We start from the raw sequence: 23,809 nt of genomic DNA on the forward strand, positions 1-23,809 counted from the left end.
GACTTTGTTGGCTTCTGTTGAATGGACATTAAGATACTAAGGAAGTGACCACAATGTTCAAAAAGCTATTTGGCGTCCTGCAAAGAGTCGGCAAAGCGCTGATGCTTCCAGTGGCGATCTTGCCTGCGGCTGGCCTCCTTCTTGGGATCGGCAATATGCTGGTGAACCCTGACTTCCTTCAATACGTGCCTGCGCTGGAGAATAGCGTAGTGCAAGCCATCGCTAACGTATTGATGAACTCGGGGCAAGTAGTCTTTAACAATCTGTCGCTGCTATTCGCAGTCGGTGTAGCCATTGGTTTGGCTGGCGGTGAAGGCGTGGCGGGACTTGCAGCGATCATTGGTTATCTCGTTATGAACATTACGATGGGTACGGTAGTAGGCGTTAATGATTACGTACTCAAACAGGGCAACTTTGCCTATGCTAATGTGTTAGGGATTCCAACACTGCAAACCGGGGTCTTTGGCGGTATTCTCGTCGGGATTCTAGCTGCATCAATGTACACGAGGTTTTTCAAAATCGAGCTGCCATCCTACCTCGGATTTTTCGCGGGTAAGCGTTTCGTTCCAATCATGACTGCGGTGACGTCGCTGATCCTTGGCCTTGTCTTGACGCTAATATGGCCACCGATTCAGCACGGTTTGAACTATGTATCGCAAAGTATGATCGATACTAACAAGACACTAGCCGCCTTTATTTTCGGTTTGATCGAGCGTTCGCTCATTCCGTTTGGCTTGCACCATATCTTCTATTCGCCGTTCTGGTATGAGTTTGGCAGCTATGTGGATAAAGCTGGCGACCTGATTCGCGGCGATCAGCGCATCTTCATGCAGCAGCTTCGCGATGGTGTGCCGTTCACAGCGGGTACTTTTACTACAGGTAAATATCCGTTTATGATGTTCGGACTTCCGGCTGCGGCGCTGGCGATCTACCATGAAGCAAGACCAGAGAACAAGAAAGTTGTCGGCAGCTTAATGATCTCTGCCGCGCTGACTTCGTTCCTGACGGGGATTACCGAACCGCTGGAATTCTCATTCCTGTTCGTAGCTCCGCTATTGTTCGCGGTACACGCCGTATTCGCAGGACTTTCCTTTATGACCATGCATCTTCTGAATGTGAAGATCGGGATGACGTTCTCCGGCGGTTTTATCGACTATGTGCTGTTCGGAATTATTCCGAACCGTACACATTGGTGGCTGGTGATTCCGGTAGGACTGGTTCTCGCAGTGATTTACTACTTCGGCTTCCGGTTCGTTATCCGCAAGTTCAATCTCAAGACACCGGGTCGTGAAGACAAGAGTGAAGAGAGCGCTGAGGTCAATACGGCCAGCGTGTCTACTAGCGGAGATGATCTCCCACGCAATATTTTGGCCGCCCTGGGCGGCAAAGAGAATATCACCCATCTGGATGCCTGCATCACCCGCTTACGGGTCGAGGTCAAGGATAAAGGTGGGGTCGATAAGAACCGGCTGAAGAAGCTGGGCGCCTCTGGTGTGCTGGAGGTCGGTAACAACGTGCAAGCAATCTTCGGCACTCGTTCCGATACAATCAAGTCACAGATTCAGGATGTCATTAACGGCAGAACACCTTCTCCGGTCACAGCTGCGCCGCAGCCAGTGATTGAGGAGCAAGTCGGTGAAGAGGGCGAGGGCATTATCCCAGAGGATATTGTGTCTCCAGTAAACGGGGAGCTGCTAGATATTACGCAGGTGCCAGATGCCGTGTTCTCGCAAAAAATGACAGGTGATGGCTTCGCCTTCCTGTCAGATGACGGTAAAATCGCTTCACCGGTTTACGGTAAAGTATTCAACGTATTCCCGAGCAAGCATGCCATCGGCATCATGTCCGATGGAGGCAAGGAGGTTCTTGTTCATATCGGTGTGAATACCGTCAAGCTGAAAGGACAGGGCTTCACTATTCTTGTAGAAGAAGGAGATCTTGTGGCGGCCGGACAGCCGATTATGGAAGTGGATCTGGAGTATGTGAAGGCTCATGCACCTTCCGTTATTTCACCGGTTATTTTCTCCAATCTGCCTGAAGGTTCCTCGGTTACGCTCAAGAAACCAGGCAAGGTATCTATTGGCGACAAGGATATTATTACCATACAGTAATGTGCAATGGCCTAGCACTTCCTTTATAATTTAAAGGGAGTGCAAGGTCTTTCACCATAAATTAACTTATACCTAGAAAGCGAGTTGGATATTATGCAAACAACATTCAGAATTATTGACGAAGATGGAATTCACGCTCGTCCGGCAACAGCGCTGGTGAATACAGCTACAAAATTCAAAGGTACTGAAGCTTTTGCGGAAGCTAAAGGCAAGAAAGTAACCCTGAAATCGATCCTGGGTGTATTGTCCCTTGGTCTTGAAGCTGGCGACACCTTGACCCTGATTACAGAAGGTAGCGAAGAAGCAGAGGCTTTGAACGCACTTCAAGAAATCATGGTTAAAGAAGGGCTGGGAGAAGTTCATGAGTAAGATTTCAGGAATCGCGGCTTCAGCAGGGATTGCAGTAGCCCGTGCGTTTATCCTGGAACACCCGGATTACTCCATTACTAAGGCTGTCATCACCGATACTGAAGCGGAAGTTGCCAAGCTGAATGATGCACTGGAGAAGTCCAAAGCCGAGCTTACGGCCATCAAGGAACGCACTTTGGCTGAACTGGGCGAGAAGAAAGCGGAGATTTTCGAATCACATCTGCTGATTCTTGAAGACCCAGAGCTGATAAGCCCTGTTATTGATAAAATTCGTGAGGAACTGGTCAATGCGGATTATGCATTGAACGTGGTTGCCGCACAATTTATTGAAATGTTCGAGAACATGAAGAGTGCGTACCTGCAGGAACGCGCTGCCGACATGCGAGATGTAACCAAGCGTGTGCTGAACCATTTGCTGGGTATTCACTATATCAGCCCAGCTGAGATCAGCGAAGAGACCATTGTCATTGCTGAAGATTTGACGCCTTCGGATACGGCGCAACTAAATCGTCAGTATGTCAAAGGCTTCACCACCAACATTGGTGGACGCACCTCTCACTCAGCGATCATGGCCCGCTCGCTGGAGATTCCGGCGGTAGTGGGAACCAAGAATGTTCTTTCCCAGGTGAAGGCTGGCGATCTTGTGATCGTGGACGGACTTAACGGGGATGTTATTATTAACCCAACTGACGACGAAGTTGCTGAATATAAGAAGAAGCAGGAAGCTTACAATCTGCAAATTGCAGAATGGAAAAAGCTTCGTGATGAGCCGACCGTTTCGGCGGACGGCAAGCATGTTGAACTGGCTGCGAACATTGGAACTCCGAACGATGTGAACGGAGTTATCGACAACGGCGGGGAGGGCGTAGGCCTTTACCGTACGGAATTCCTCTACATGGGCCGTGACAAACTGCCTTCCGAAGAGGTTCAGTACAATGCGTATCGCACAGTGCTGGAGAACATGAAAGGCAAGCCGGTTGTTGTGCGTACCCTGGACATCGGCGGTGACAAGGAACTGCCGTATCTGGATCTTCCGAAGGAAATGAATCCATTCCTCGGCTACCGTGCGATCCGTCTTTGTCTGGACCGTCAAGATATCTTCCGCACACAGCTCCGCGCGCTCCTGAGAGCAAGCGTACACGGCGATCTGCGCATTATGTTCCCGATGATTGCTACGCTCGGTGAATTCCGTGCAGCCCGCGATCTGCTGCTGGAAGAGAAAGCTAAGCTGGTTGCTGATGGCAAGGAAGTTTCTGAGAACATCCAGCTCGGCATTATGGTGGAGATCCCATCCACAGCGGTGCTGGCTGACCAGTTCGCTAAGGAAGTGGACTTCTTCAGTATTGGAACGAACGATTTGATCCAATACACAATGGCTGCTGATCGGATGAATGAGCAAGTATCCTACCTGTATCAACCGTACAACCCGGCCATTCTGCGCCTGGTCAAAATCGTTATCGATGCTGCCCACGCCGAAGGCAAGTGGACCGGCATGTGTGGCGAAATGGCTGGCGACAGCACAGCGATTCCACTGCTGCTAGGTCTTGGTCTTGATGAATTCAGTATGAGTGCAACCTCTATCCTGCCGGCGCGCAGCCAGATTTCCAAGCTGTCCGCAGCCGACATGAAGGAATTAGCTACTCAAGCGCTGCAACTAAGTACCGCTGAAGAAGTGGCTGCACTGGTGCAAAGTATCAACAAGTAAGATTCGCTAAGGAGTTCCCGTTTTACTCACTTTTCCGACTTCTTTTACCGGCCCTTTGGGGCCGGTTTTTTTATTGATTTAGGTGCTCCGCCCGCGTTATGAAATTACTTCTGGTATCAGCCATCCGGCGGACGTTATACTTTCTAGACAACTTAAGTGCACAGAGGTGTACGTCGATAGTATAGTAGTAGGTAGGAAGTAGTGATACACCCAGACATGTGAACTTACGGTTACATATTATAGTAATATGTAGGGGCCAACGAGTCATGAGCAGAAGCAATACCAGATTTCTTATAGATGTCTTGCAGAGCAGTGCAAGTATTAAGATGGCGTCTAATGGAAATATATGGACTTATAAGCTCCTCGCTATATGGACAGGGAGTGACTCAGGATGGTGATTACGAATGAACAGCAATTATATAAATGCAGAATCTGCGGTGGAACTTTACGAGGGCAAGGATTTGGGTCTGACGTATACACCTGGGAGCAGCCTATTTAAAGTCTGGGCCCCTACGGCATTTGCCGTATCCCTGGTGTTGTATGAGACCGGTGGCAATAATAATCTTCTGGAAGCTGGAAGCGGCATCAAGGACAATGGTAAGATCATTCAGATGCAGCGTCACAATACGGGCGTATGGCAAGCCACGGTTCACGGTGATGTCAAAGGGAAGTATTACATGTATCGGGCTGTTTTCTCGGATGGAACCATCCGGGAGGCTGTGGACCCGTATGCAGTGGCCGTATCGGCCAATGGTACGCGGACAGCCATTGTGGACCTGAGAGATACTGATCCCCTGAACTGGAACAGCGATATCTCGCCGACGCTGGCTCACCCTGCGGATGCTGTTATCTATGAGCTGCATGTGCGTGATTTTTCCTCGCATAGTAGCTCGGGCATGAAATATAAGGGCCTTTTCAAAGCCTTCACTGAGAATGGGCTGACTGATGCTGACGGTAATGCCATCGGCATTGACCACCTGGTTGAGCTGGGCATCACTCATGTGCATTTGTTGCCAGTGTTCGATTATCAGACAGTTGACGAACTGAAGCAGGATGGCCCCAATGCGGCAGAACCGCATTTTACCGACTATAACTGGGGTTATGACCCACAGAATTATAATGTACCGGAAGGTTCTTATAGTACCAATCCTTCTGATCCGGTAGCCCGTATCCTTGAACTCAAGGAACTGGTGCAGGCGCTGCACCGTCACGGGATCTCTGTGATCATGGATGTAGTCTACAATCATACATTTTCGGTGGAAAAAGGACCCTTTGATGGCCTGGCACCGGATTATTTCTACCGCCGTGATGTGTATGGTCAATTATCGAATGGTTCAGGTGTAGGAAATGAAGTTGCTACGGAGCGTCCGATGGTGCGCAAATATATTAAAGACTCTCTGGCCTACTGGGCAACAGAATATCATATCGACGGCTTCCGGTTTGATCTTATGGGACTGATGGACCGTGTAACGATGCGGGAGATTGCCGAGGAGCTGCGGCTGGAGATTAATCCTGAGCTGCTCTTGTACGGCGAGCCATGGACAGGCGGAGATTCTCCGCTGCCGGACAAGACACTGAAGGGTGCGCAGCGGGGCAAAGGCTACGCCGTGTTCAACGACAACTTCCGTTCGGCCATCAAAGGGGACAGTGACGGCTGGGGCAAGGGGTTTGCCACCGGAGAATGTGGTAAGGAAGGCGAGATTGCGTCAGGTATCCAGGGGGCGATTTATGATTTTGCCGACTCGCCAGTGGAAACAGTGAACTATACTACAGCGCACGACAACCTGAACTTGTGGGATAAAATATTGACGGTTCAAGGTTTGCGCGAAAATGCCGCTCTGCCGGAACTGGAGAACGGTAGGCTGAAGAATGGAGGCAGTGTAGAGGCTGCTGTCGCCTTGGCAGATCCCTATGTTACCGTGGACAAAGGGGACATTTTGAAGAATGAAACGGTTCGCCGTTCTCTTTTGGCCAATGGGATTGTGCTGACTTCACAGGGTATACCGTTCCTCCATGCCGGAGATGAATTGTTGCGCAGCAAATATGGCGACCATAACAGCTACCGGAGCAGCGATGCGATCAATGGGATTCGTTGGGGTAACAAGCAGGTATTCAAACCTGTATTTCAATATTATAAAGGCTTGATTGCCTTACGGCGGTCCCATCCGGCCTTCCGTCTTCACGGACGTGAGGAGATTGAACGCTGTCTGGAAATTCTACGCTGTGACAGCGGAATTGTATCCTATATACTCAAGAATCATGCGGGGGGCGACTCGTGGCGGAATATTGTTGTTATTTTTAACGCCAATCCAGGGGCTGTAACCCTCGGTCTTCCAAATGTCGCTGAACGCTGGAATGTAGTGGTGGATCACTCTTCTGCCGGTCAAGATGCTTTCCGGCTGATTGAAGGCGGCGAGGTGGAGATTGAAGGGCTGTCCATGATGGTGCTATACGATGTGTATGGAGAACCTGCTCCCCGGTCCAAGACAGTCGAGGTGCATTATGAGCGACCGGATGGCGATTACCGGGGCTGGAACTTGTGGGTATGGGATACCGGCATTCAAGACGGTCAGTGTGATTTTCGGAATCTAGAGGATGGACGCGCGGTAGCCCGCATAGAAGTGATGCCGGAAGTGGAATCTATCGGCTACATTCTGCGTCTGAATGACTGGGAAGAGAAAGACGGAGAAGGCGATCGCTTTATTGACTGTCCCCCAGGGGAAGCTGTTATCCGGGTGCTGATTCTGGAGCGTGAACAAGGGAACGGTGAGGCGACCGTTGAACATTTGCAATTGATGATTTAACAGGGGAAAGTTAAGCAAAAAAGGCTGTTTCCCCGGACCTATCGTAATAATGGTCCGGGGAACAGCCTTTTACATGTTGGACAGAAGTAAGCTGCTGCCACCTCAGCCATTCTTCTGCTCGGCATATTCTTCTTCCATATTCTGTTTGTAGATGTTGGACTGATTACCGCCGCAGTTCTTGGAGTAGTACATCGCAACATCGGCGGCATGCAGCAGTTCATTGACCGTGTTGCCATGCTGCGGATAGAGCGCTACGCCGATGCTGGCTGAAGTGTGGAAGCCGGGACTATTCTGTAAAGACCATGATTTGCTGAACAGTTGAAGTATCCGCTTCAACGTTTCCTCAAGTCTCTCAGGGTTGTTGAAGCGATGTAGTACCACTGCGAATTCATCTCCGCCGATTCGGAAGGCCTGGCCTACGCCTTTGACCGTCTGCTGCAGCTCCCCCGAGAGTAGTTGCAGGAACTCGTCACCAGCAAGATGTCCCAATGTGTCATTAAGCTGCTTGAACCGGTCGCAGTCGAGCATTGCGAGGGCAACCTCCTGCCTGCGTTCCGGCGGCTGCGAGATCAGCTTTTCCATGTACATGATGAAATGGGCTCGATTTGGGATGGAGGTCAGATGATCATAGAAGGCTAACTTGTGCAGTCGTTCTTCGTATTGCTTCCGCTGGGTGATTTCCCGGGATACTAGCATGAATTGCGCTGGAAAAGCACCACTACCCTGCACGGGCGTGACTTTGGTCTCCAGCCATACCCAATGCCCCTCGGACCCACGCATGCGTAGCTCGGAAGTCCGAGGCGTGCCCTGAACAACGCTTTTCAACTTGGCCCAGGCGATCTCCGGCTCACGGATATAATTGGACAGGGGGGCGCCTTTTTGTGGAACATAGCCCAGAATGACTGAATGGGAAGGGGAAGCGTAGAGGATCAGGCCATTCGGATCGGTCAGAATAATGAAGTCAGACATTTTCTCACCGATTAACTGATAGAGGTTCTGTTCCTCGAGTTTTTCATTTTGGAGGGTAAGGATTTTGCGGCCCAGATAAACAATGATTAATAAGAGTCCGGATAGCAGAAGTGTGAACAGTGCAAAAAGTATGATTTTCTTTATTTGGAATTCTTGACGCATCTGTTCGGCAGGGTTGAGCGCTGCCTGATGGAGATCACGGTCAGTGCTCGGGATTTGTTCGGAGCTATGGTACAGACTGCTGTCCAGGAAACCGGATAGCTTGTTGATGGTGCTATTTAAATAGACCAGTGAAGCGATGCTGATGCCGATCAGAAGCACAGAGATAGAGGAGAATAATAAAATTAGTTTTCTTCTTATGCTAACTTCGTACATATCAGCCAATTTCATTCACTCCCCGCATAGGACAAATTGAGTACGCGCATAATTAACACGGCTGTTGGTTGTGAAATGTGATGAATTCCATTATATGCTCAAACATATTCGCAGCGGCGGTTTTAGTTTCATCATATTAACCAGTACAAATGGTAGTTTTCTTTACTATACCAGAATTTACATATCTCACATATAGGTTTATCTATTATGTAATGTTTGCGGGAAGCAGCAAGGAGGATTGTTTCATCTGCTCTAAAATTCATATTGCCTTATTCATATTCCGGTTCCTGAGACCTAGTACATCGTTTTATAACCAAATGGTGTAGAGGATTGTCCATCTAATCGCAAAAAAACTGCCACCCACCCATCTTCATGGAAGGTGACAGTTGACTTAACCAGTCCTTAGTCTTTAGACTTTTGCATTTGCTTAGTCAATACGAAGAGCATGAATCGGCCGCAGTCTTGCAGCCTTATTCGCAGGCATCATTCCGAAGACCACACCGATCAACAGGGAAAAGAGGAACGATGCCAGCACCATGTTCCAAGCGATGGATACCGACAGAGGGGAATAGGTACCGAGCAGCCAGCTGCCCCCGACACCAATTCCGACACCGATGATCCCGCCGAGGCCACTAAGGACAACGGATTCGATCATGAACTGGGCCAGGATATCAAGCTTTTTGGCTCCGATCGCTTTGCGGACCCCGATCTCTCGTGTTCTTTCGTTAACGGATACGATCATAATGTTCATGATGCCGATACCGCCAACCAGTAGCGAGATTCCGGCAATACCAGCAAGTGCCATCGACAGCGTATTGGTTGTGGAATTAACTGTATCGAGCATTTGCTGAGAATCAAATACGGTGTAGGCATTGGTAGCATTGCTGAATTTGGCAGCTAGAAGGCCTTCAAGTCGGGTTTTAACCGTAGCTACAGTATCTGCCGAAGTGGTAGCAATTGTAATGGAACGTACGCCTTTGCTTTGTAACTGACGTTCTGCTGTAGAGATCGGAATCAGGATCTTATCGTCATTGGAGCCACCTAGGCTGCTGCCCTTGGTCTCCAGCAAGCCAACAATTTTATAGCTGATGCCATTTAATTGGACAGTCTGTCCGACCGGGTTATCTGTACCGAACAAATCATTCGCTGTACTGGAGCCGATCAGGGCTACCTTTTGCCGATACTGGGTATCAATATCCAGCAGAAAACGTCCAGATTGGACGTGAAAATCCTTCACATCCTCATAGGAGGGCGTAATCCCTTCCACAGAGACACTGACATTATCCGTATTATGCTTGGCCGTCACATTGCCGCTGATTACCGGCGCGACCTCCTTGATACCTGGTATATCGCCCAGTGCCAGCGCTTCATCATAGGTAAGGGAGGTGGTTGCTCCGCGTCCGGTGATGTTGACAGTTAATTGGTTGGTCCCTAACCCGTTCAACTGCTCGGTAATCTGTGAGGTGGTTCCTTGCCCAACGGATACGAGAATAATGACGGAAGAGACGCCGATAATAATCCCCAGCATGGTTAGCAAAGAGCGGACCTTGCTGCTGTAGATGCTTTTTAATGCCATTCTCATGCTTTGAAATAACTTCACCTACGCCTTCCTCCGATCTTCCACGAGATTGCCATCCTGTATGCGTATGATGCGGTTGGCCTGTTCGGCGATCTCCAAATCATGCGTAATCAGAATAATCGTATGGCCCTGCTCGTTCAGTTGTCTGATCATTCCCATCACTTCCTTACCGGTCCGGGTGTCAAGCGCCCCGGTGGGCTCGTCGGCAAGCAGGATAGGCGGGGAGCCTGCCATCGCCCGCGCAATGGCCACCCGCTGCTGCTGTCCGCCGGACAGTTCAGCTGGACGGTGGTGCATGCGGTCACCGAGCCCTACCTTGGTCAAGGCTTCCTCGGCAAGCTGCCGCCGTTGCCGGTGCGAAAGTCCCCGGTAAACGAGTGGAAGCTCCACATTCTCCACAGCTGAGAGCTTCGGAAGCAGATTGAAGCTCTGAAAAATAAAGCCAATCTTCTCGTTGCGAATGGCTGCCAGCTTGTTATCGGACAGCTTGCGGATCTCCTGTCCGTCCAGAAGATAGCTGCCTGTATCCGAAACGTCCAGGCAGCCGAGCATGTTCATAAGCGTGGACTTGCCGGAACCGGAAGGACCGATAATTGCTACGAACTCCCCGAAGTCTATCGTGAACGACAGGTTCTTCAGGACCGTCATCCTCTCACCAGCCATGGTATAGCCATGGCTCATGTCACTAACCTCGATTAGCGTGCCTGATGTACTCATTGACCTCCACCCCGAGTTCCTGTACCGCCACTGCCTGTACCAGTCCTGGCTCCGCCAGAGCCCCCACCGCTAAAGCCACTGCCTGTACCAGCCCCGGCTCCGCCAGAACCACCACCAAAGCCACCGCTGCCTCTTCCGCCTGCACCGAAGCCTCCGGCCGCACCGCCGCCAAAGCCGCCGAAACCACCGAAGGCACCGCCGCCTTGGACCTGTTGCGCTGCTGCTCCATTACCGGAAGAAATGACGGTTGGAATAACGACTTGATCCCCTTCTTTAAGGCCGCTGGTAATTTCCATGCGACTCTCGTCATGAAGGCCTACTTCAACAGTGATCATTCGCTGGGCGGGTGTTGTACCGGCTCCAGTTCTAGTGCCGGTTCCTGCTTTTCCGGCTTGCCCCATACCCTCGCGAGTTCCGCGGGCACCGCCACCGTAAACCCCGGTTCCACTGCCTGTACCCCCAAAGCCGCCACGATTCCCTGCTGAAGGGGTACTGCCCGAACTGGCACTGCTACCGTCTGTTCCGGGAGCTGCGCCGCCTGCACTACCTGGAGCCTGTCCAGCACCTGCGAATCCGGTACCCTCCCCGGTACCTACCTCTCCGGAGGTTGCTGGTACGGCGATCATGTAGGTACCGTTTCTATCCCGGACTGCTTCAATCGGTACGGTTAGAACATCCTTTTTCTCCGCGGTCGTGATAGACACTTCCGCTGACATTCCTGCACGTGCACCCTTGGAGTCTGTCAAATCTACCGTGACATCGAACAGCGACACGCCGCCCGAGCTGGTGCCTTCATTAGCAATAGCGGTCACTTTTCCCTGATACTTCTTATCGGGCAAGGCATCCAGCTTAATGGTGGCTGGCATGCCGAGCTCGACCGAAGGAATGTCCAACTCATCAACCTGAACGACAGCGCTGAGGTTGGCATAATCGGTAATGTCGATCAGTTCCGATCCATCCATGGCTTTTTCGCCGTTCGCAATATTTACCGCTGTAACGGTTCCGTCAATCGTTGCAGTCAGTGGAGCAGGTGGCACCATAGATTCCTCCACAGAGGCAACTTTGTATTGCTGGTTCTCGACATCTGTCTTTGCTTTATCAAGCGAACGTTTGGAGCTTTTTACTTGATCCTCTGGAGCACCGCTATCAGCCAGCTTGTGATATTGTTCTCGCTTGTCTTCGAGGTCAAGCTGGAGGTTGGCAAGGTTGTTTTTTTCCTGCCGGAGATTATCACTGAGATCTGCTCCTTCGAACGTAATCAGAGTTTGTCCCTTCTTGACGACATCGCCTTCCTTGACCAATACCTTCAAAACTTTGCCGGAATCCTTGGTCTTGACTTTGCCTGTACGGGGAGCCGTGACAGATCCTGCACCGGTAACACTTACCACAATGTCGCCTTTCGTTACAGTAGCCGTATTGAGGGGGACTTCTGCCAAAGCACTGCTTTTGTCAGGCAGATAGGCATATACCAGCAATCCAGCTGTTACGACAGCCGCTGCCCCAATGGACAGTAGTGCTACTTTCTTCTTCTTCATCGTTGTCCTCCGTTTAATCGTTAAATTTCTGGATCATGACCTGCTGCCGTAGAAAATATCAAATGTGGCTGAATGCTAGCTGAAAATTGCTGCCAAAACCGGCCTTGAACCTTAAAGCCAGCTTAAAGGAAGATAAAGATTTGCCCAAATTTGTCCGGCTTGCCAATGCCAATGAATTTGCATATAATAAAGTGACATATCTTTTCATAGGGAAAGATTCATGAACATTTGAAAGAACTGCCAAATGCAGTGATGGAGAAGAGTACGCAGTGCCTGACTTACAGGGAGGAGACGCCGGTGATTGAGAGCGTTTCTAAGAGTGCAGAGCTGCTGAAGTTCACTCCGGAGCAGTTCCCTGAAATTATCTAAGAGGCTTAGGTTCTCTGGAAATGGGTAGGGGATACCGGCCGCAGACCGTTACTTCTGCATAAAGTGAGACAGGGCTAATGTCTGTGGTGAGGGTTGATTATACTCTTGAAGCAAACAGGCTATGCTGTCTAACAAGGGTGGTACCACGGTCTTTTCGTCCCTTACCGGGAGGAAAGGCCTTTTTTTGTTGGCTTGGCTGACTACACAATGATTGAAGGGGGCTGTACACGGCCATGAAAGAAAAGTTGGAAGCATTGAAGGCTGAGGCGCTGGCGAAGCTGCAGGAGGTCTCGGACCCGCAGGTACTTAATGACTTGCGCGTGAAATACCTGGGGAAAAAAGGTGAACTGACAGAGGTGCTGCGCGGCATGGGCAGCTTGAGCGCTGAGGAACGTCCGGTTATCGGGCAAGTCGCCAACCTCGTTCGGGGTGCGATTGAAGAGATTATTGGAACGAAGCAGGATGCTTTCCAGCAGCAGGAGACGCAAAACCGTCTGCAAGCGGAGAAAGTGGATGTTACCCTGCCAGGTCGTCGTTTGCAGCAGGGCGGCATTCATCCGCTCAGCAGAGTGGTGCAGGAGATTGAGGATATTTTCATCGGCATGGGCTATCGTGTGGCTGAAGGTCCTGAAGTGGAGACCGATTATTATAACTTTGAGGCGCTCAACCTGCCGAAGAACCATCCGGCACGTGATATGCAGGACTCCTTCTACCTGACGGAAGACCTGCTTATGCGCACCCAGACTTCTCCGGTACAGATCCGTACGATGCAAGCCATGAAGGGAGAAGCTCCGGTCAAAATCATCTGTCCAGGTAAAGTATTCCGCCGCGATGATGACGATGCGACCCACTCCTTCCAGTTCCATCAGATTGAAGGTCTGGTGATCGGACGGAATATCCGGATGAGCGACCTGAAGGGCACGCTGCAACAATTCGTGCAGGAAATGTTCGGACCGAGCACAGGCATTCGCCTTCGTCCAAGCTTCTTCCCCTTCACAGAGCCAAGCGTTGAGGTAGACGTGAGCTGCTTCAAATGCGGCGGCGAAGGCTGCCGTCTGTGTAAGCAAAGCGGATGGCTGGAAATCCTTGGTGCAGGAATGGTGCATCCAAATGTGCTGCGTATGGGTGGCTATGACCCTGAGGAATTCAGCGGTTTCGCGTTCGGTATGGGTGTAGAGCGGATTGCTATGCTTAAGTACGGTATCGATGATATCCGTCACTTCTACAACAATGACATGAGCTTTGTGAAGCAGTTCAAGGGACTCTAGGCATTTGTCAGATGGCTGGCAATGTCTTTTGTACGGGATAAATACATTGAATTAAGAGGAAGTGAGCCGAAATGAAAGTATCAACGTCATGGTTGAGTGATTATATATCGCTAGATGGAGTAACCGCCGATGAGCTGGCTGAGAAGATTACGGCTGCAGGCATTGAGATCGACGGTGTGGAAAATCGTAATAAAGGCATTACCGGCATTGTTACCGGCTATGTTAAATCCAAAGAAAAGCATCCTGATGCTGACAAGTTGAATGTCTGCATCGTGGACGCCGGACAGGGCGAAGATCTGCAAATCGTCTGCGGCGCGAAGAACGTCGATGTCGGTCAGAAGGTTCCAGTTGCTCTTGTAGGAGCCAAGTTGCCGGGTCTCGTAATCAAGAAAGCGAAGCTGCGCGGCGTGTTGTCCCAAGGGATGATCTGTTCGGCCAAAGAGCTAGGTCTGAACGACAAGCTACTGCCTAAGGAATTGCAGGAAGGTATTCTTGTGCTGCCGGAATCCACAGAAATTGGTCTGGACATTACCAAGGTGCTGGATCTGAACGACGAGGTGCTGGAATTCGACCTGACGCCGAACCGTTCCGACTGTCTTAGCATGATTGGTGCTGCCTACGAGGTGAGTGCGATTCTTGGCCGTGAGCTGAAGCTTCCACAGCCAGAGAAGGATATTGTAGAGGCGGGAGGTTCCGCTGCGAATGACATTTCCGTCCGAATCCTCAATGAAGAGCTGTGCAGTCATTATTCGGCACGTTATATTACTGGTGTTAAGCCGGCGGCTTCTCCGCTATGGATTCAGAACCGTCTGATGGCGGCAGGTGTACGTCCTATCAACAACATCGTGGATATCACGAACTACGTGATGCTTGAATACGGACAGCCGCTGCATGCTTTTGATGCGGATACCATCGATGGAGGCGTCCTTGGTGTGCGTCTTGCGGATGAAGACGAAGTGCTGACTACGCTGGACGGACAGGAGCGGAAGCTGGAGCCGCATATGCTGGTAATTACTGACGCGGCAAAAGCTGTGGCGCTGGCCGGAGTGATGGGCGGTTTGGAGACAGAGGTTACCGATAGCACCGTGAATATCGTGCTGGAATCGGCCAAGTTTGACGGTGGTACGGTTCGCAAAACTTCGCGCCAGCTAGGTCTTCGTTCCGAAGCCTCGCTGCGTTTTGAGAAGGAAGTGGACCCGAATAGAGTGATTCCGGCTCTTAATCGTGCAGCAGCGCTTATTGCGAAGTATGCAGGTGGTACAGTGCATGAAGGTATCATTCAAGCAGGAACTGACGTTGTGGAGGAGAAGGTTATCACGCTGTCGCTGGATAAGCTGAACCGCTACCTTGGCACTGACTTGTCCCTGCTGGAAGTCAAAACACTGTTCGGACGTCTGCATTTCAAATGCGGGGATGCCGCACAAGGACTTATTGAGGTGCAAGTGCCAACAAGACGCGGTGACATCAACTATGATGTGGATCTTATTGAAGAAATCGCTCGTCTTTACGGATACGATAATATCCCTACAACGCCGATTGAAGGCCCTACGACTCCTGGAACCTTGACAAGATCGCAAGCGATCCGCCGTGAAGTCCGCCGCCTGCTGTCGCATGGCGGATATCAGGAGGTGCTTGGCTACTCCTTCATTCAGCCGGAACAAAGCAAGCTGTTCCCTGCATTGACAGGTGAGGGTCTGGCCGTGAAGCTGGCAATGCCGATGAGCGAAGAGCGCAGTGTGCTGCGCACGAGCCTGCTGCCGCAATTGCTTGATATTGCTGGTTATAATACGAATCGTCGCCAAAGCGATCTGGCACTGTTCGAGATCGGAAATGTGTTCTTCACGGAGGAAGAAACACTGACTCGTCAGCCGCATGAGCTGCCGATGCTTGGCCTGCTGCTGAGCGGAACCCGTGCTGCTAAACAATGGAACGTGCCAGTGCAGCCAGTCGACTTCTTCGATCTGAAGGGTGCGCTGGAGACAGTCTTCGACCACTTGGGTCTTACTGGCCGAGTGGTATATGAAGGGGATGCGCCGGAAGGCTACCATCCGGGACGCTCTGCTTCCATCCTGCTGAAAGGTACGGAAGGTACTGTCAAAATCGGAACGCTGGGCCAGATTCATCCTGAACTGCAGCGGAAGCTTGATCTGACCGATACTTATGTCGCTGAAGTTTCGCTGCAGCCGCTGTATGAAGCGGCACGGAACAAGCTGCAATATCATGAGCTGCCAAGATTCCCAGGGATGGAGCGGGATATCGCGGTGGTTGTGGACACAGCTGTACCAGCCGGTCAATTGCTGGATTCCATTCGTGAGAACGGAGGAAGTCTGCTACAGAACGTACAGGTATTTGATCTCTATACCGGCGGCAAGCTGGAGAGTGGAAAGAAGAGCGTGGCTATTTCTCTCTTGTACCGTCATAATGAACACACCTTGACGGATGAAGAGGTTGCAGAAGTGCATGATAAGGTACTAACCGAGCTTCAGCAAACTTTTGGCGCAGAATTGAGAAAGTAGCAGGAATTGTGTAAAGCCGCAGCGAATCCATTTAGAACCCGAGATTCGCCGCGGCTTTTTTTCATGCGGCAAACATGCGGAATCCCGGTTCAATCTACTGATTCGAGCAGCATTTTGCCAAATGTTTAACTATACAGATACAATGGAAGCAGAGGAAACCAGCTTAGAATCCGCACATATATAAAGGAGGGCACAATTGTGGCTATGGACCGGACACGTGTCGCCGTGGAGATATACGGAACTTCTTATAAACTTGTAGGAAGCAGCACTGAATATATGAAACAGGTTGCACACTATGTGGATGAACACATGCGTGCAATCTCTAAATCCCATAATCGATTGGATACACCGCGCATTGCTGTGCTTGCTGCTGTACATATGGCCGAACAGGCACTTCAGGTACAGGATATTAAGAACGAAGTTAATATGCTGACTGGGGAACGCAGCGAACTACGGGTGGAGGTATCGCGCCTGCTGGAGGTGCAGCGGGAACGGCAAGAGGAACATGAACGTCTGGATGCAGCAGCGAAGGAAGAGGCGAAGCGGCTGATCGCTGCTGCAGAGGAAGAACGCAAGCGGCATTTGGAAGCGCAGGAGCAGAAGCAGGCCCAGCATCTCCAGCAGTTACTGGAAGCGGAGCAGGCTGCAGAAGACGCTCGTCGCAAGCTGACTGAGGAACTTCAGTCCCGTGAGCAGGAACTTAAGGAGCTGAAGTCTGGTTACGAGCAGGAGCAGACGTCCCAGCGAGAGAGTCGCCATCAGGAGTTGGCCGAGGCAGAGGCTGCCCGTCTGGCGGAGCTTGAAGACCTGAAGACTGCACATCTTCTCGAACTGGAGTCCATCCAAGAGGCCCTGGTGAAGGAGAAAGGGGAGGCGCTGGCTGCTGCAGAGCAAGAGCTTGCGGCAACTCGTGAATCTCTTGGCAAAGAGCTGGAGGATACGAAGACCCGGCTTGAACAAGCGATTGAAGAAGCCAAGTCGACCCTGGGCAAGCAGCTTGAGGATACAAAAGTTGAGCTAGATAAGGAACAGGCTAAGAACAAGGAGCTGCGCCAGACGCAGGGATCGCAGGAACACAGGCACAAGCAGAATGTGCAGGAACTGGAGAAGCAGCTGGCCGAGCTACGCGGCGGTACTGGGCAGCTCCAGTCCAGACTGCGAGCTGCAGAAGCGGGCGTCAAGAGCGAACGCGAAGCGCGTCTTACTTTGCTGGAACAATACGAAGTTATTGTCAAGCGAGAGGAACAGCTCAGCGGAGAGCTTCAGGCAGCCACGGAACTTGGCGAAACGCTCAGCAGCGAACTGGAAGAAGCTCGTCAGCGTTATGATTCTTCGCAGAATGAGGCTGTGGAACTGCGCGGTTCCTTTGAGGAAGCAGCGAGCGGCTTAAGTGCTGTTCAGGCAGAACTGCGCACAGCTAACGAACTGGGCGAGATGTTGGATACTGAGCTGGGAGAGTTGCGTCAGCGATATGACGCCTCGCAAGAGGAAGTGAAAGAGCTGCGCCAGCGCCATGCTGATTCACAAGAAGAAGTGAAGGGGCTGCTTGGTTCTCTCGAGAAAGCAGAGAGCAATCTGAGCACTGTTCAGGAAGAATTGCGCACAGCCAATGAGCTTGGCGAAGCATTGGATGCTGAACTGAGTGAACTGCGCCAGCGTCATGCTGATGCACAGGAAGAAGTGAAAGAGCTGCGCCAGCACCATGTTGCTTCGCAAGCGGAGGTTACGGTGCTGAGTGAAGCTCTGGAAGAGGCTAAGAGCAGCCAGGGCCACGTGCAGGAAGAACTGCGAACAGCTAACGAACTGGGCGAGATGTTGGATGCTGAGCTGGGAGAACTGCGTCAGAGATATGACGCCTCGCAAGAGGAAGTGACAGAACTGCGCCAGCGCCAAGCTGATTCACAAGAAGAAGTGAAGGAGCTGCGTGGTTCACTAGAGGAAGCAGAGAGCAATCTGAGCACTGTTCAGGAAGAATTGCGCACAGCCAATGAGCTTGGTGAAGCTCTGGCGGAGGCCAAGAATATTCAGGGCCGTGTGCAGGAAGAACTGCGCACAGCTAACGAACTGGGCGAGATGTTAGACACTGAGCTGCAAGAGCTGCGCCAGCATCAAGCTGCTTCGCAAGAGGAAGTGAAAGAGCTGCGCCAGCGCCATGCTGATTCACAAGAAGAAGTGAAGGAGCTGCGTGGTTCTCTCGAGGAAGCAGAGAACAATCTGAGCACTGTTCAGGAAGAATTGCGCACAGCCAATGAGCTTGGCGAAGCATTGGATGCTGAGCTGAAAGAGTTGCGTCAGCACCATGTTGCTTCGCAAGCGGAGGTTGCGGGGCTCCGCGAATCTCTACAAGAAGCCCAGGGTAACCTGAGCAGTGTGCAGGAAGAACTACGCTCTTCCTCGGAGCTAGGTGAGCTGTTGGATGGTGAGCTGGAAGTTCTGCGTCAGCAGTATGCTGCTTCACAAGAGGAAGATACGTTGCTACGTAGTTCTCTTAAGGAAGCAGAGAACAAACTGAGCGCGGTGCAGGAAGAGTTACGTACAGCCAATGCGCTAGGCGAAGCATTAGATGGTGAGCTTGACGAGCTGCGCCAGCGCCATGTCGCTTCACAAGCGGAAGTTGCGGGGCTCCGCGAATCTCTGCAAGAAGCCCAGGGTAACCTGAGCAGTGTGCAGGAAGAACTACGCTCTTCCTCGGAGCTAGGTGAGCTGTTGGATGGTGAACTGGAAGAGTTGCGTCAGCAGTATGCTGCTTCACAAGAGGAAGTTAAGACGCTGCAAGGTTCTCTTGAGGAATCTGAGAGCAATCTGAGTGCGGTTCGGGAAGAATTACGCACAGCCAACGAGGTTGGCGAAGCTTTGGATGGTGAGCTGGAGGAGTTGCGTCAGCGTCATGTAGCATCGCAAGATGAGGTCGCGGTGCTCCGCGAATCTCTGCAAGAAGCCAAGGGCAGTCTGATCCAAATTCAGAAGGAACTTCAGTCTTCAACAGATCTCGGCGAGATGTTAGATGCTGAATTGGAAGAAGTGCGTCAGCGTTATACTACGTCACAGAATGAAGTAACAGTGCTGCGGGATGCTCTGGATGAAACTAAGAATAGCTTAGTCCGTGTCCAAGAAGAGCTGCGCTCGACAACGGAACTTGGCGAGGTGCTAGATTCGGAGCTGGAAGAGTTGCGCGAGCGTTATGATCTTTCGGTGCAGGAGGTTTCGGGCCTGCGGATCTCCCTTGGCGAAGCTGGTGACAATCTGAGCCAGGTACAGCAAGAACTTGACCGTGCTGCGAGTGAGGCGGCTTCTTATAGAGAGCTTGCTGACAAGCGAGTGGAAGAAATCAATGAGCTGGAAACGAGTCTCCTGGAGACGGAAGACAGGGCTCAGGGACTGAACCACGAAATCGAGAACCTGCGAGGCCAGTTGAACAACTTGGCGAACAAGCTGCATGAAGAAGTTCTCCGGCGTGAGGAAGTAGAGCTGCTGAACGAGGTGCAGATTAGTGAAGGTGAGCAAGTGCGTAAGGAGCTGTTAGGACTTCAAGCCCGTTATGAAGACATGATCTCACAGTACGATGAAGTTCTTCAGAATGGGGAGCGTCTGCAGGAGCGATTCCGTCTGCTGGAGGAAGAGCGTGAGGAAATGGCGGTTCGCCTCGAAGAGATGTCCGAGGCCGGGCGCGAAGCGGCGGCAGCGGCAGCCGAGCAGCAGGATGTGCTGAAGGAAGCCCGGGACTATGGGGAATCATGGAAGCACAGGTATGATGAGCTGGCAGCACGTCAGCAGCAGTGGGCCGAGGCAGAAGCCAAGCTGCGCGAGGAGATCGAGATCTGGCAGCAGGAGGCTACAGAGGCTGAAGCGAAGCGGGAAGCCGCACATCAGGAACGCAGCAAGGTACTGGAGCAGCTGAACGAGGTTGGGGAGCATTATGAACTGGCGCAAGGCCAACTTCGCTTGCTCCAGATTCAGTCCGAGATTAAGCAGGACGAATTGGACAAACTGAATCAGGAACATCGCAGCCTGCAGGCGGAATATTCCAAGCTGCAGATTGAATATAATGAATGGATTCAACTGATCGAGCAGGACAGTTGAATAACGGATGAAGGTAGAAAAGCCGGTCCCGACGCATACGCGTTTGGGGTCGGCTTTTTTTAGGGAGAACAATGAGTTCACCTTCCAGTTTCTGCAACTTTGTCCAGCTTGAAATCGTCTGGAGATCGAGGTGATATTTATGAAACTAAAGCGTAATTTTTTGCTACTACCAGTCATACTTATTCTGATGATTTCAGGCTGTGTGGATGTGGAGAGAGGAAGTGTTCCTACATCAACTGGTGCTACCGTATCGAAAACCGTGGAGGGAACTGATAAAGCGGGGCCAGATGCAACATCCGAACCGAATAGGGACGATAAACCAAACAACAAACAAAACCGAAAATGTCCTTACGAAATTGTAGAGTGGGTAGATGTCCTGATGATCAACGACATCAAATACCAGCGGAATTATGAAGGTACACAAGAAGTTAAAGCTGATCAGGTCGGTAAAAAGGTAGGGGAGGTAGCCTACATGCTGAACGATAATGCTTGTTCTGACCACATCACGGTGAACGGAGATGCAGCTTTTCTCCCAGTTGGCACCGAGATTTATGAGCTGAAAGGATACCGGCCCGAGTACCGGGTTGTGGCTAACCATTACATCTATGAAGTGAGCGACAATTCCCAAGCACGCACTGTCGGCGATTTACTCGATATTGGGGGAAGGATTAGTAAAGTCAGTATTGAGAGTGGGATTGATGGCAGCCTAATTCGGTACTTTGATCCTGAGGCGGCAAAGGTCTTTGAAGAAGAGCTTTTGAGATTAAAAGCATCTGATTTCAAGGAAATCTATGCTGTAACAAGCCGTACAAAGAATGAGCGGCAGATTTTTTTGCGCGTGCATCTTCAGGATGGCACCTCGCTGCGGATGATCTTTTATGCGGAAGCCAATGCTATTCATCCGGGAGGATTCGGGACCGAGAAGCTGAAGGAGGTTATCCTCTCGCAGAAAGATGCTCAGGGGAAATAGGTTGGATTGTCTGTTAAAGTAACTAACTATGCTGGATTGCTGAAGTAACTGATCGAAGTAACTGATCGAAGTAACTGATCGAAGTAACTGGGTGGAGTAACTGAGTGGAGTAATTGAGTAGAGTAATTGAGTAGAGTAACTGAATGAAGTAGCTGATTGGAGTAACAGACTGAAGTAAATAGCTGAAGCGACTAATCTGAAGTAATTAGCTCAACTCTTGACTTTAGCAGCACTGTCCCTAGCGGTTCGGCGTCGAATAACTGGAAAAACTCCCGTTAATATCGCATGTTGGAGCAAATGAGCAGTCCAAGGAGCGAAATAACAGGAGTTTTTCCAGTTAAGGAAAGCAATTTCGGTTGATTTGAGAAAATAACAGGATAAATTCCCGCTAATTCCATAAGATGCGTGCTAATTGAAGACAAATAGATGCTACAGCCGAACGTGAGATGCAGACGTCTGGAAATGGAAGCTAAACCGAAGCGCTAGACGCTGCCCCCTAAAATGGGTATTGTTCAAATACCAGAGGCAAACGTCAAACGGTATGTAGCGTGATTGTCATCCACTAAGTCCTTCACACTAACCTAGCCGCTATCTCCTGCATGCTGTCGCTAAACCCCACTCCCAGTTCTCACTCCTCGACGATTACATTTGCGACCATGCCAGTGTGGCCGGCGCCGCACATGATGGAGCAGGTCATTTGGAAGGTTCCGGTTTCTTCCGGAACGATGACCTTGTTATTTTTTTTGCCGCTTAGTTGCAGATTTAATTCGGGAACGAGAATGCCGTGATTACCGCTTTCATTTTCAAAAATGATCTTGACGGGTACGCCCTTCTTCAGATGGTACTCCTCTTGGTCGAAGCTATAATTCTTGGCCTTGATGACGAGTTCGGTCTCTGCTTGAATTTCAGGTTCCTTTACAGCGTTAGTGCTGCTCCCCGCGTTGCTCCCGCTATTGGCGCAGGCGGCGAGAATCAGAATACAGAACAATGACAGAAAAAGTGCAATTTTAGACTTCATTATGCTCCCCCTCACCTATGGAACGATTAAATGTGACAATTCTGTAGACATCATAACTTATAAATTTAGGAAGCGCTCCATAAAGTTGTGAAAAGTTGGTGAACAGAGGGGGATATCAAGTCTATAAAATTCGACATTTTTCGCAATGTCATTGTCGAAGAATGCAAAAATATGATGCAAAAACAATTTAAATTTATTATAATGTAACCTATTATATCATGGGCTAGAAGTAGGGGATCCACATGATCGTTGTAACCGATTCGCTGAACGCAGAGGCCTGGCATCGTAGAATATTGAATGGGTATTGGATTGTGTTGGCTTTCATGCTGATCGCCCAAGTTCTCTTTGTGCTGTGCGCGGATCAACTTAGACTGAAAAGCAGCCCAGGGACGGAAAGCGGCTATTTATTCATTGCTTCTAATATCCTAATCGTTTTGTCGGTGGCTGCTGCGGAGATTTGGCTGCGTTCCACTTTGCAGTATCACAAGCAAGCCATCGTTGGCTGCGGTTTTATCATTTCTTATTTATTTTATTTTGTAATAGAGCCTTTTGTGGACGGCGCCCAGATGGCGCTGATGCTGCCGATCATGATTTCGTTAATCTATTTTGATCGCAAGCTTCTGTACACATTGGGCCTTTTTAGCATATTCTTTTACGCTGCGGTATACTTCGGCCTGGAACGAGTGTACCTGAAGAAGCCGCTGCTCGAATTTATGGCTGTGGAGTTTGTTTTTTTACTCGTTATGCTTATGGCACGGGCTGTGATTGTGAGGTCGAAGGAAACCGGAGAATACTTGGAGCAACTGACGAAATCGGAACAGGGGTTACTAGTGGAACGGGCTATTTCGGACAAACTGTTGAAGATTGATGCGTTGACGGGACTGTACAATCACAAGACCTTTCATGAATATCTCGATTCCTTGCTGGAACAGTGCGAGAGCAATGGCCTTAAGCTGCAACTAGCGTTGTTTGACATTGACAACTTCAAGCAGGTCAACGACACTTATGGGCACTGGGTCGGTGATCTGGTGCTGAAGGAAGTCGCGGCTAAAGTGGGCGGGATGATTGGGCTTAATGATTTTGCGGCGCGTTATGGCGGGGAAGAGTTTGCAGTGATTTTTACAGACCTGGACTGTCCCGAGGCCTACAACGCTGCTGAAGAGCTACGGATGACCATTGAACGGATGGAGCATCCTTATGCTGGAGGCCGTCCTGTCACGGTTAGTATCGGTTTATGCCGTTATCAGCTTGGCGATGGCAAGGAACAGCTATTCCGCAAGACAGATGAAGCGTTATATCAGGCGAAAAGATCTGGCAAGAACAGGGTCGTCACCGCTTCTGTCGAACCACAAGAAAATTTCAACCTGTCGATTGGATGAAAATGAACAGCCCCCCTTAAACCGGATAACCGGAACAAGGGGGGC

The 23,809-nt window shown here is 50.6% G+C and carries 14 protein-coding genes and 1 other annotated feature; of the genes, 9 read left to right on the forward strand and 5 right to left on the reverse strand.

Annotated elements, in window-relative coordinates; genetic code table 11:
- The first annotated feature begins 53 nt into the window (after window positions 1-53).
- The 4 genes from ptsG to pulA all read left to right on the forward strand — a co-directional run bounded on the left by ptsG (window position 54) and on the right by pulA (window position 6,989).
- On the forward strand, window positions 54-2,111 hold the full coding sequence (gene ptsG, locus ACFORK_RS25395) for a glucose-specific PTS transporter subunit IIBC (RefSeq protein WP_379204362.1): 2,058 nt from the start codon (window positions 54-56) through the stop codon (window positions 2,109-2,111).
- 93 nt (window positions 2,112-2,204) lie between these two features.
- Window positions 2,205-2,480 (forward strand): HPr family phosphocarrier protein, encoded by a 276-nt coding sequence (locus tag ACFORK_RS25400; protein WP_175374104.1) that lies wholly within the window; start codon window positions 2,205-2,207, stop codon window positions 2,478-2,480.
- Complete coding sequence (gene ptsP / locus ACFORK_RS25405; RefSeq protein WP_379204365.1) at window positions 2,473-4,185, forward strand: phosphoenolpyruvate--protein phosphotransferase; 1,713 nt, start codon at window positions 2,473-2,475, stop codon at window positions 4,183-4,185. Before ACFORK_RS25400 ends, ptsP begins: the two co-directional genes overlap by 8 nt.
- A gap of 404 nt (window positions 4,186-4,589) precedes the next feature.
- A complete protein-coding gene (pulA, locus tag ACFORK_RS25410; RefSeq protein WP_379204367.1) occupies window positions 4,590-6,989 on the forward strand; it encodes a type I pullulanase in 2,400 nt (799 codons plus the stop codon).
- Between the two features lie 102 nt (window positions 6,990-7,091).
- Here the strand turns inward: pulA and ACFORK_RS25415 are convergent, their stop codons facing one another.
- The 4 genes from ACFORK_RS25415 to ACFORK_RS25430 all read right to left on the reverse strand — a co-directional run bounded on the left by ACFORK_RS25415 (window position 7,092) and on the right by ACFORK_RS25430 (window position 12,164).
- A complete protein-coding gene (locus ACFORK_RS25415) occupies window positions 7,092-8,333 on the reverse strand; it encodes a diguanylate cyclase domain-containing protein (protein ID WP_379204474.1) in 1,242 nt (413 codons plus the stop codon).
- 427 nt (window positions 8,334-8,760) lie between these two features.
- Window positions 8,761-9,933: an ABC transporter permease gene (locus ACFORK_RS25420; protein ID WP_379204369.1), complete on the reverse strand. Its 1,173-nt coding sequence runs from the start codon at window positions 9,931-9,933 to the stop codon at window positions 8,761-8,763.
- Window positions 9,934-10,629, reverse strand: coding sequence for an ABC transporter ATP-binding protein (locus ACFORK_RS25425; RefSeq protein ID WP_066373705.1), 696 nt, complete (start codon window positions 10,627-10,629; stop codon window positions 9,934-9,936).
- A complete protein-coding gene (locus tag ACFORK_RS25430) occupies window positions 10,626-12,164 on the reverse strand; it encodes an efflux RND transporter periplasmic adaptor subunit (protein ID WP_379204372.1) in 1,539 nt (512 codons plus the stop codon). Before ACFORK_RS25430 ends, ACFORK_RS25425 begins: the two co-directional genes overlap by 4 nt.
- Before the next feature lie 240 nt (window positions 12,165-12,404).
- Window positions 12,405-12,698, forward strand: a binding site (T-box leader).
- A 68-nt stretch (window positions 12,699-12,766) separates the two neighbouring features.
- On the opposite strand from ACFORK_RS25430, the gene pheS reads away from it, so the two are divergent.
- The 4 genes from pheS to ACFORK_RS25455 all read left to right on the forward strand — a co-directional run bounded on the left by pheS (window position 12,767) and on the right by ACFORK_RS25455 (window position 21,367).
- Window positions 12,767-13,801: a phenylalanine--tRNA ligase subunit alpha gene (gene pheS / locus ACFORK_RS25440; protein ID WP_379204376.1), complete on the forward strand. Its 1,035-nt coding sequence runs from the start codon at window positions 12,767-12,769 to the stop codon at window positions 13,799-13,801.
- 71 nt (window positions 13,802-13,872) lie between these two features.
- On the forward strand, window positions 13,873-16,317 hold the full coding sequence (pheT, locus tag ACFORK_RS25445; protein ID WP_379204378.1) for a phenylalanine--tRNA ligase subunit beta: 2,445 nt from the start codon (window positions 13,873-13,875) through the stop codon (window positions 16,315-16,317).
- 198 nt (window positions 16,318-16,515) lie between these two features.
- Window positions 16,516-20,397, forward strand: a complete 3,882-nt coding sequence (locus ACFORK_RS25450; protein ID WP_379204381.1) for a cell division protein ZapA — start codon at window positions 16,516-16,518, stop codon at window positions 20,395-20,397.
- Between the two features lie 139 nt (window positions 20,398-20,536).
- Window positions 20,537-21,367, forward strand: coding sequence for a hypothetical protein (locus ACFORK_RS25455; RefSeq protein WP_379204383.1), 831 nt, complete (start codon window positions 20,537-20,539; stop codon window positions 21,365-21,367).
- Window positions 21,368-21,995: 628 nt separating this feature from the next.
- Here ACFORK_RS25455 and ACFORK_RS25460 read toward each other — a convergent pair.
- Window positions 21,996-22,385 carry a cupredoxin domain-containing protein gene (locus tag ACFORK_RS25460; protein WP_379204385.1) on the reverse strand — a complete coding sequence of 130 codons (390 nt, stop codon included), beginning with the start codon at window positions 22,383-22,385 and terminating at the stop codon, window positions 21,996-21,998.
- Between the two features lie 242 nt (window positions 22,386-22,627).
- Here ACFORK_RS25460 and ACFORK_RS25465 point away from each other — a divergent pair, with 242 nt between their 5' ends.
- Window positions 22,628-23,764, forward strand: coding sequence for a GGDEF domain-containing protein (locus tag ACFORK_RS25465; protein WP_379204387.1), 1,137 nt, complete (start codon window positions 22,628-22,630; stop codon window positions 23,762-23,764).
- Window positions 23,765-23,809 lie beyond the last annotated feature (45 nt).

The organism is Paenibacillus sp. GCM10012306 (assembly GCF_042649265.1).
Lineage (GTDB): Bacteria > Bacillota > Bacilli > Paenibacillales > Paenibacillaceae > Paenibacillus_AQ.

What these genes read in the sequence shown, in the direction of transcription:
- ptsG (WP_379204362.1), top strand. Translation starts at nt 54, where the DNA reads ATGTTCAAAAAGCTATTTGGCGTCCTGCAAAGAGTCGGCAAAGCGCTG.
- ACFORK_RS25400 (WP_175374104.1), top strand. Translation starts at nt 2,205, where the DNA reads ATGCAAACAACATTCAGAATTATTGACGAAGATGGAATTCACGCTCGT.
- ptsP (WP_379204365.1), top strand. Translation starts at nt 2,473, where the DNA reads ATGAGTAAGATTTCAGGAATCGCGGCTTCAGCAGGGATTGCAGTAGCC.
- pulA (WP_379204367.1), top strand. Translation starts at nt 4,590, where the DNA reads ATGAACAGCAATTATATAAATGCAGAATCTGCGGTGGAACTTTACGAG.
- ACFORK_RS25415 (WP_379204474.1), bottom strand. Translation starts at nt 8,333, where the DNA reads ATGTACGAAGTTAGCATAAGAAGAAAACTAATTTTATTATTCTCCTCT.
- ACFORK_RS25425 (WP_066373705.1), bottom strand. Translation starts at nt 10,629, where the DNA reads ATGAGTACATCAGGCACGCTAATCGAGGTTAGTGACATGAGCCATGGC.
- ACFORK_RS25430 (WP_379204372.1), bottom strand. Translation starts at nt 12,164, where the DNA reads ATGAAGAAGAAGAAAGTAGCACTACTGTCCATTGGGGCAGCGGCTGTC.
- pheS (WP_379204376.1), top strand. Translation starts at nt 12,767, where the DNA reads ATGAAAGAAAAGTTGGAAGCATTGAAGGCTGAGGCGCTGGCGAAGCTG.
- pheT (WP_379204378.1), top strand. Translation starts at nt 13,873, where the DNA reads ATGAAAGTATCAACGTCATGGTTGAGTGATTATATATCGCTAGATGGA.
- ACFORK_RS25455 (WP_379204383.1), top strand. Translation starts at nt 20,537, where the DNA reads ATGAAACTAAAGCGTAATTTTTTGCTACTACCAGTCATACTTATTCTG.
- ACFORK_RS25460 (WP_379204385.1), bottom strand. Translation starts at nt 22,385, where the DNA reads ATGAAGTCTAAAATTGCACTTTTTCTGTCATTGTTCTGTATTCTGATT.
- ACFORK_RS25465 (WP_379204387.1), top strand. Translation starts at nt 22,628, where the DNA reads ATGATCGTTGTAACCGATTCGCTGAACGCAGAGGCCTGGCATCGTAGA.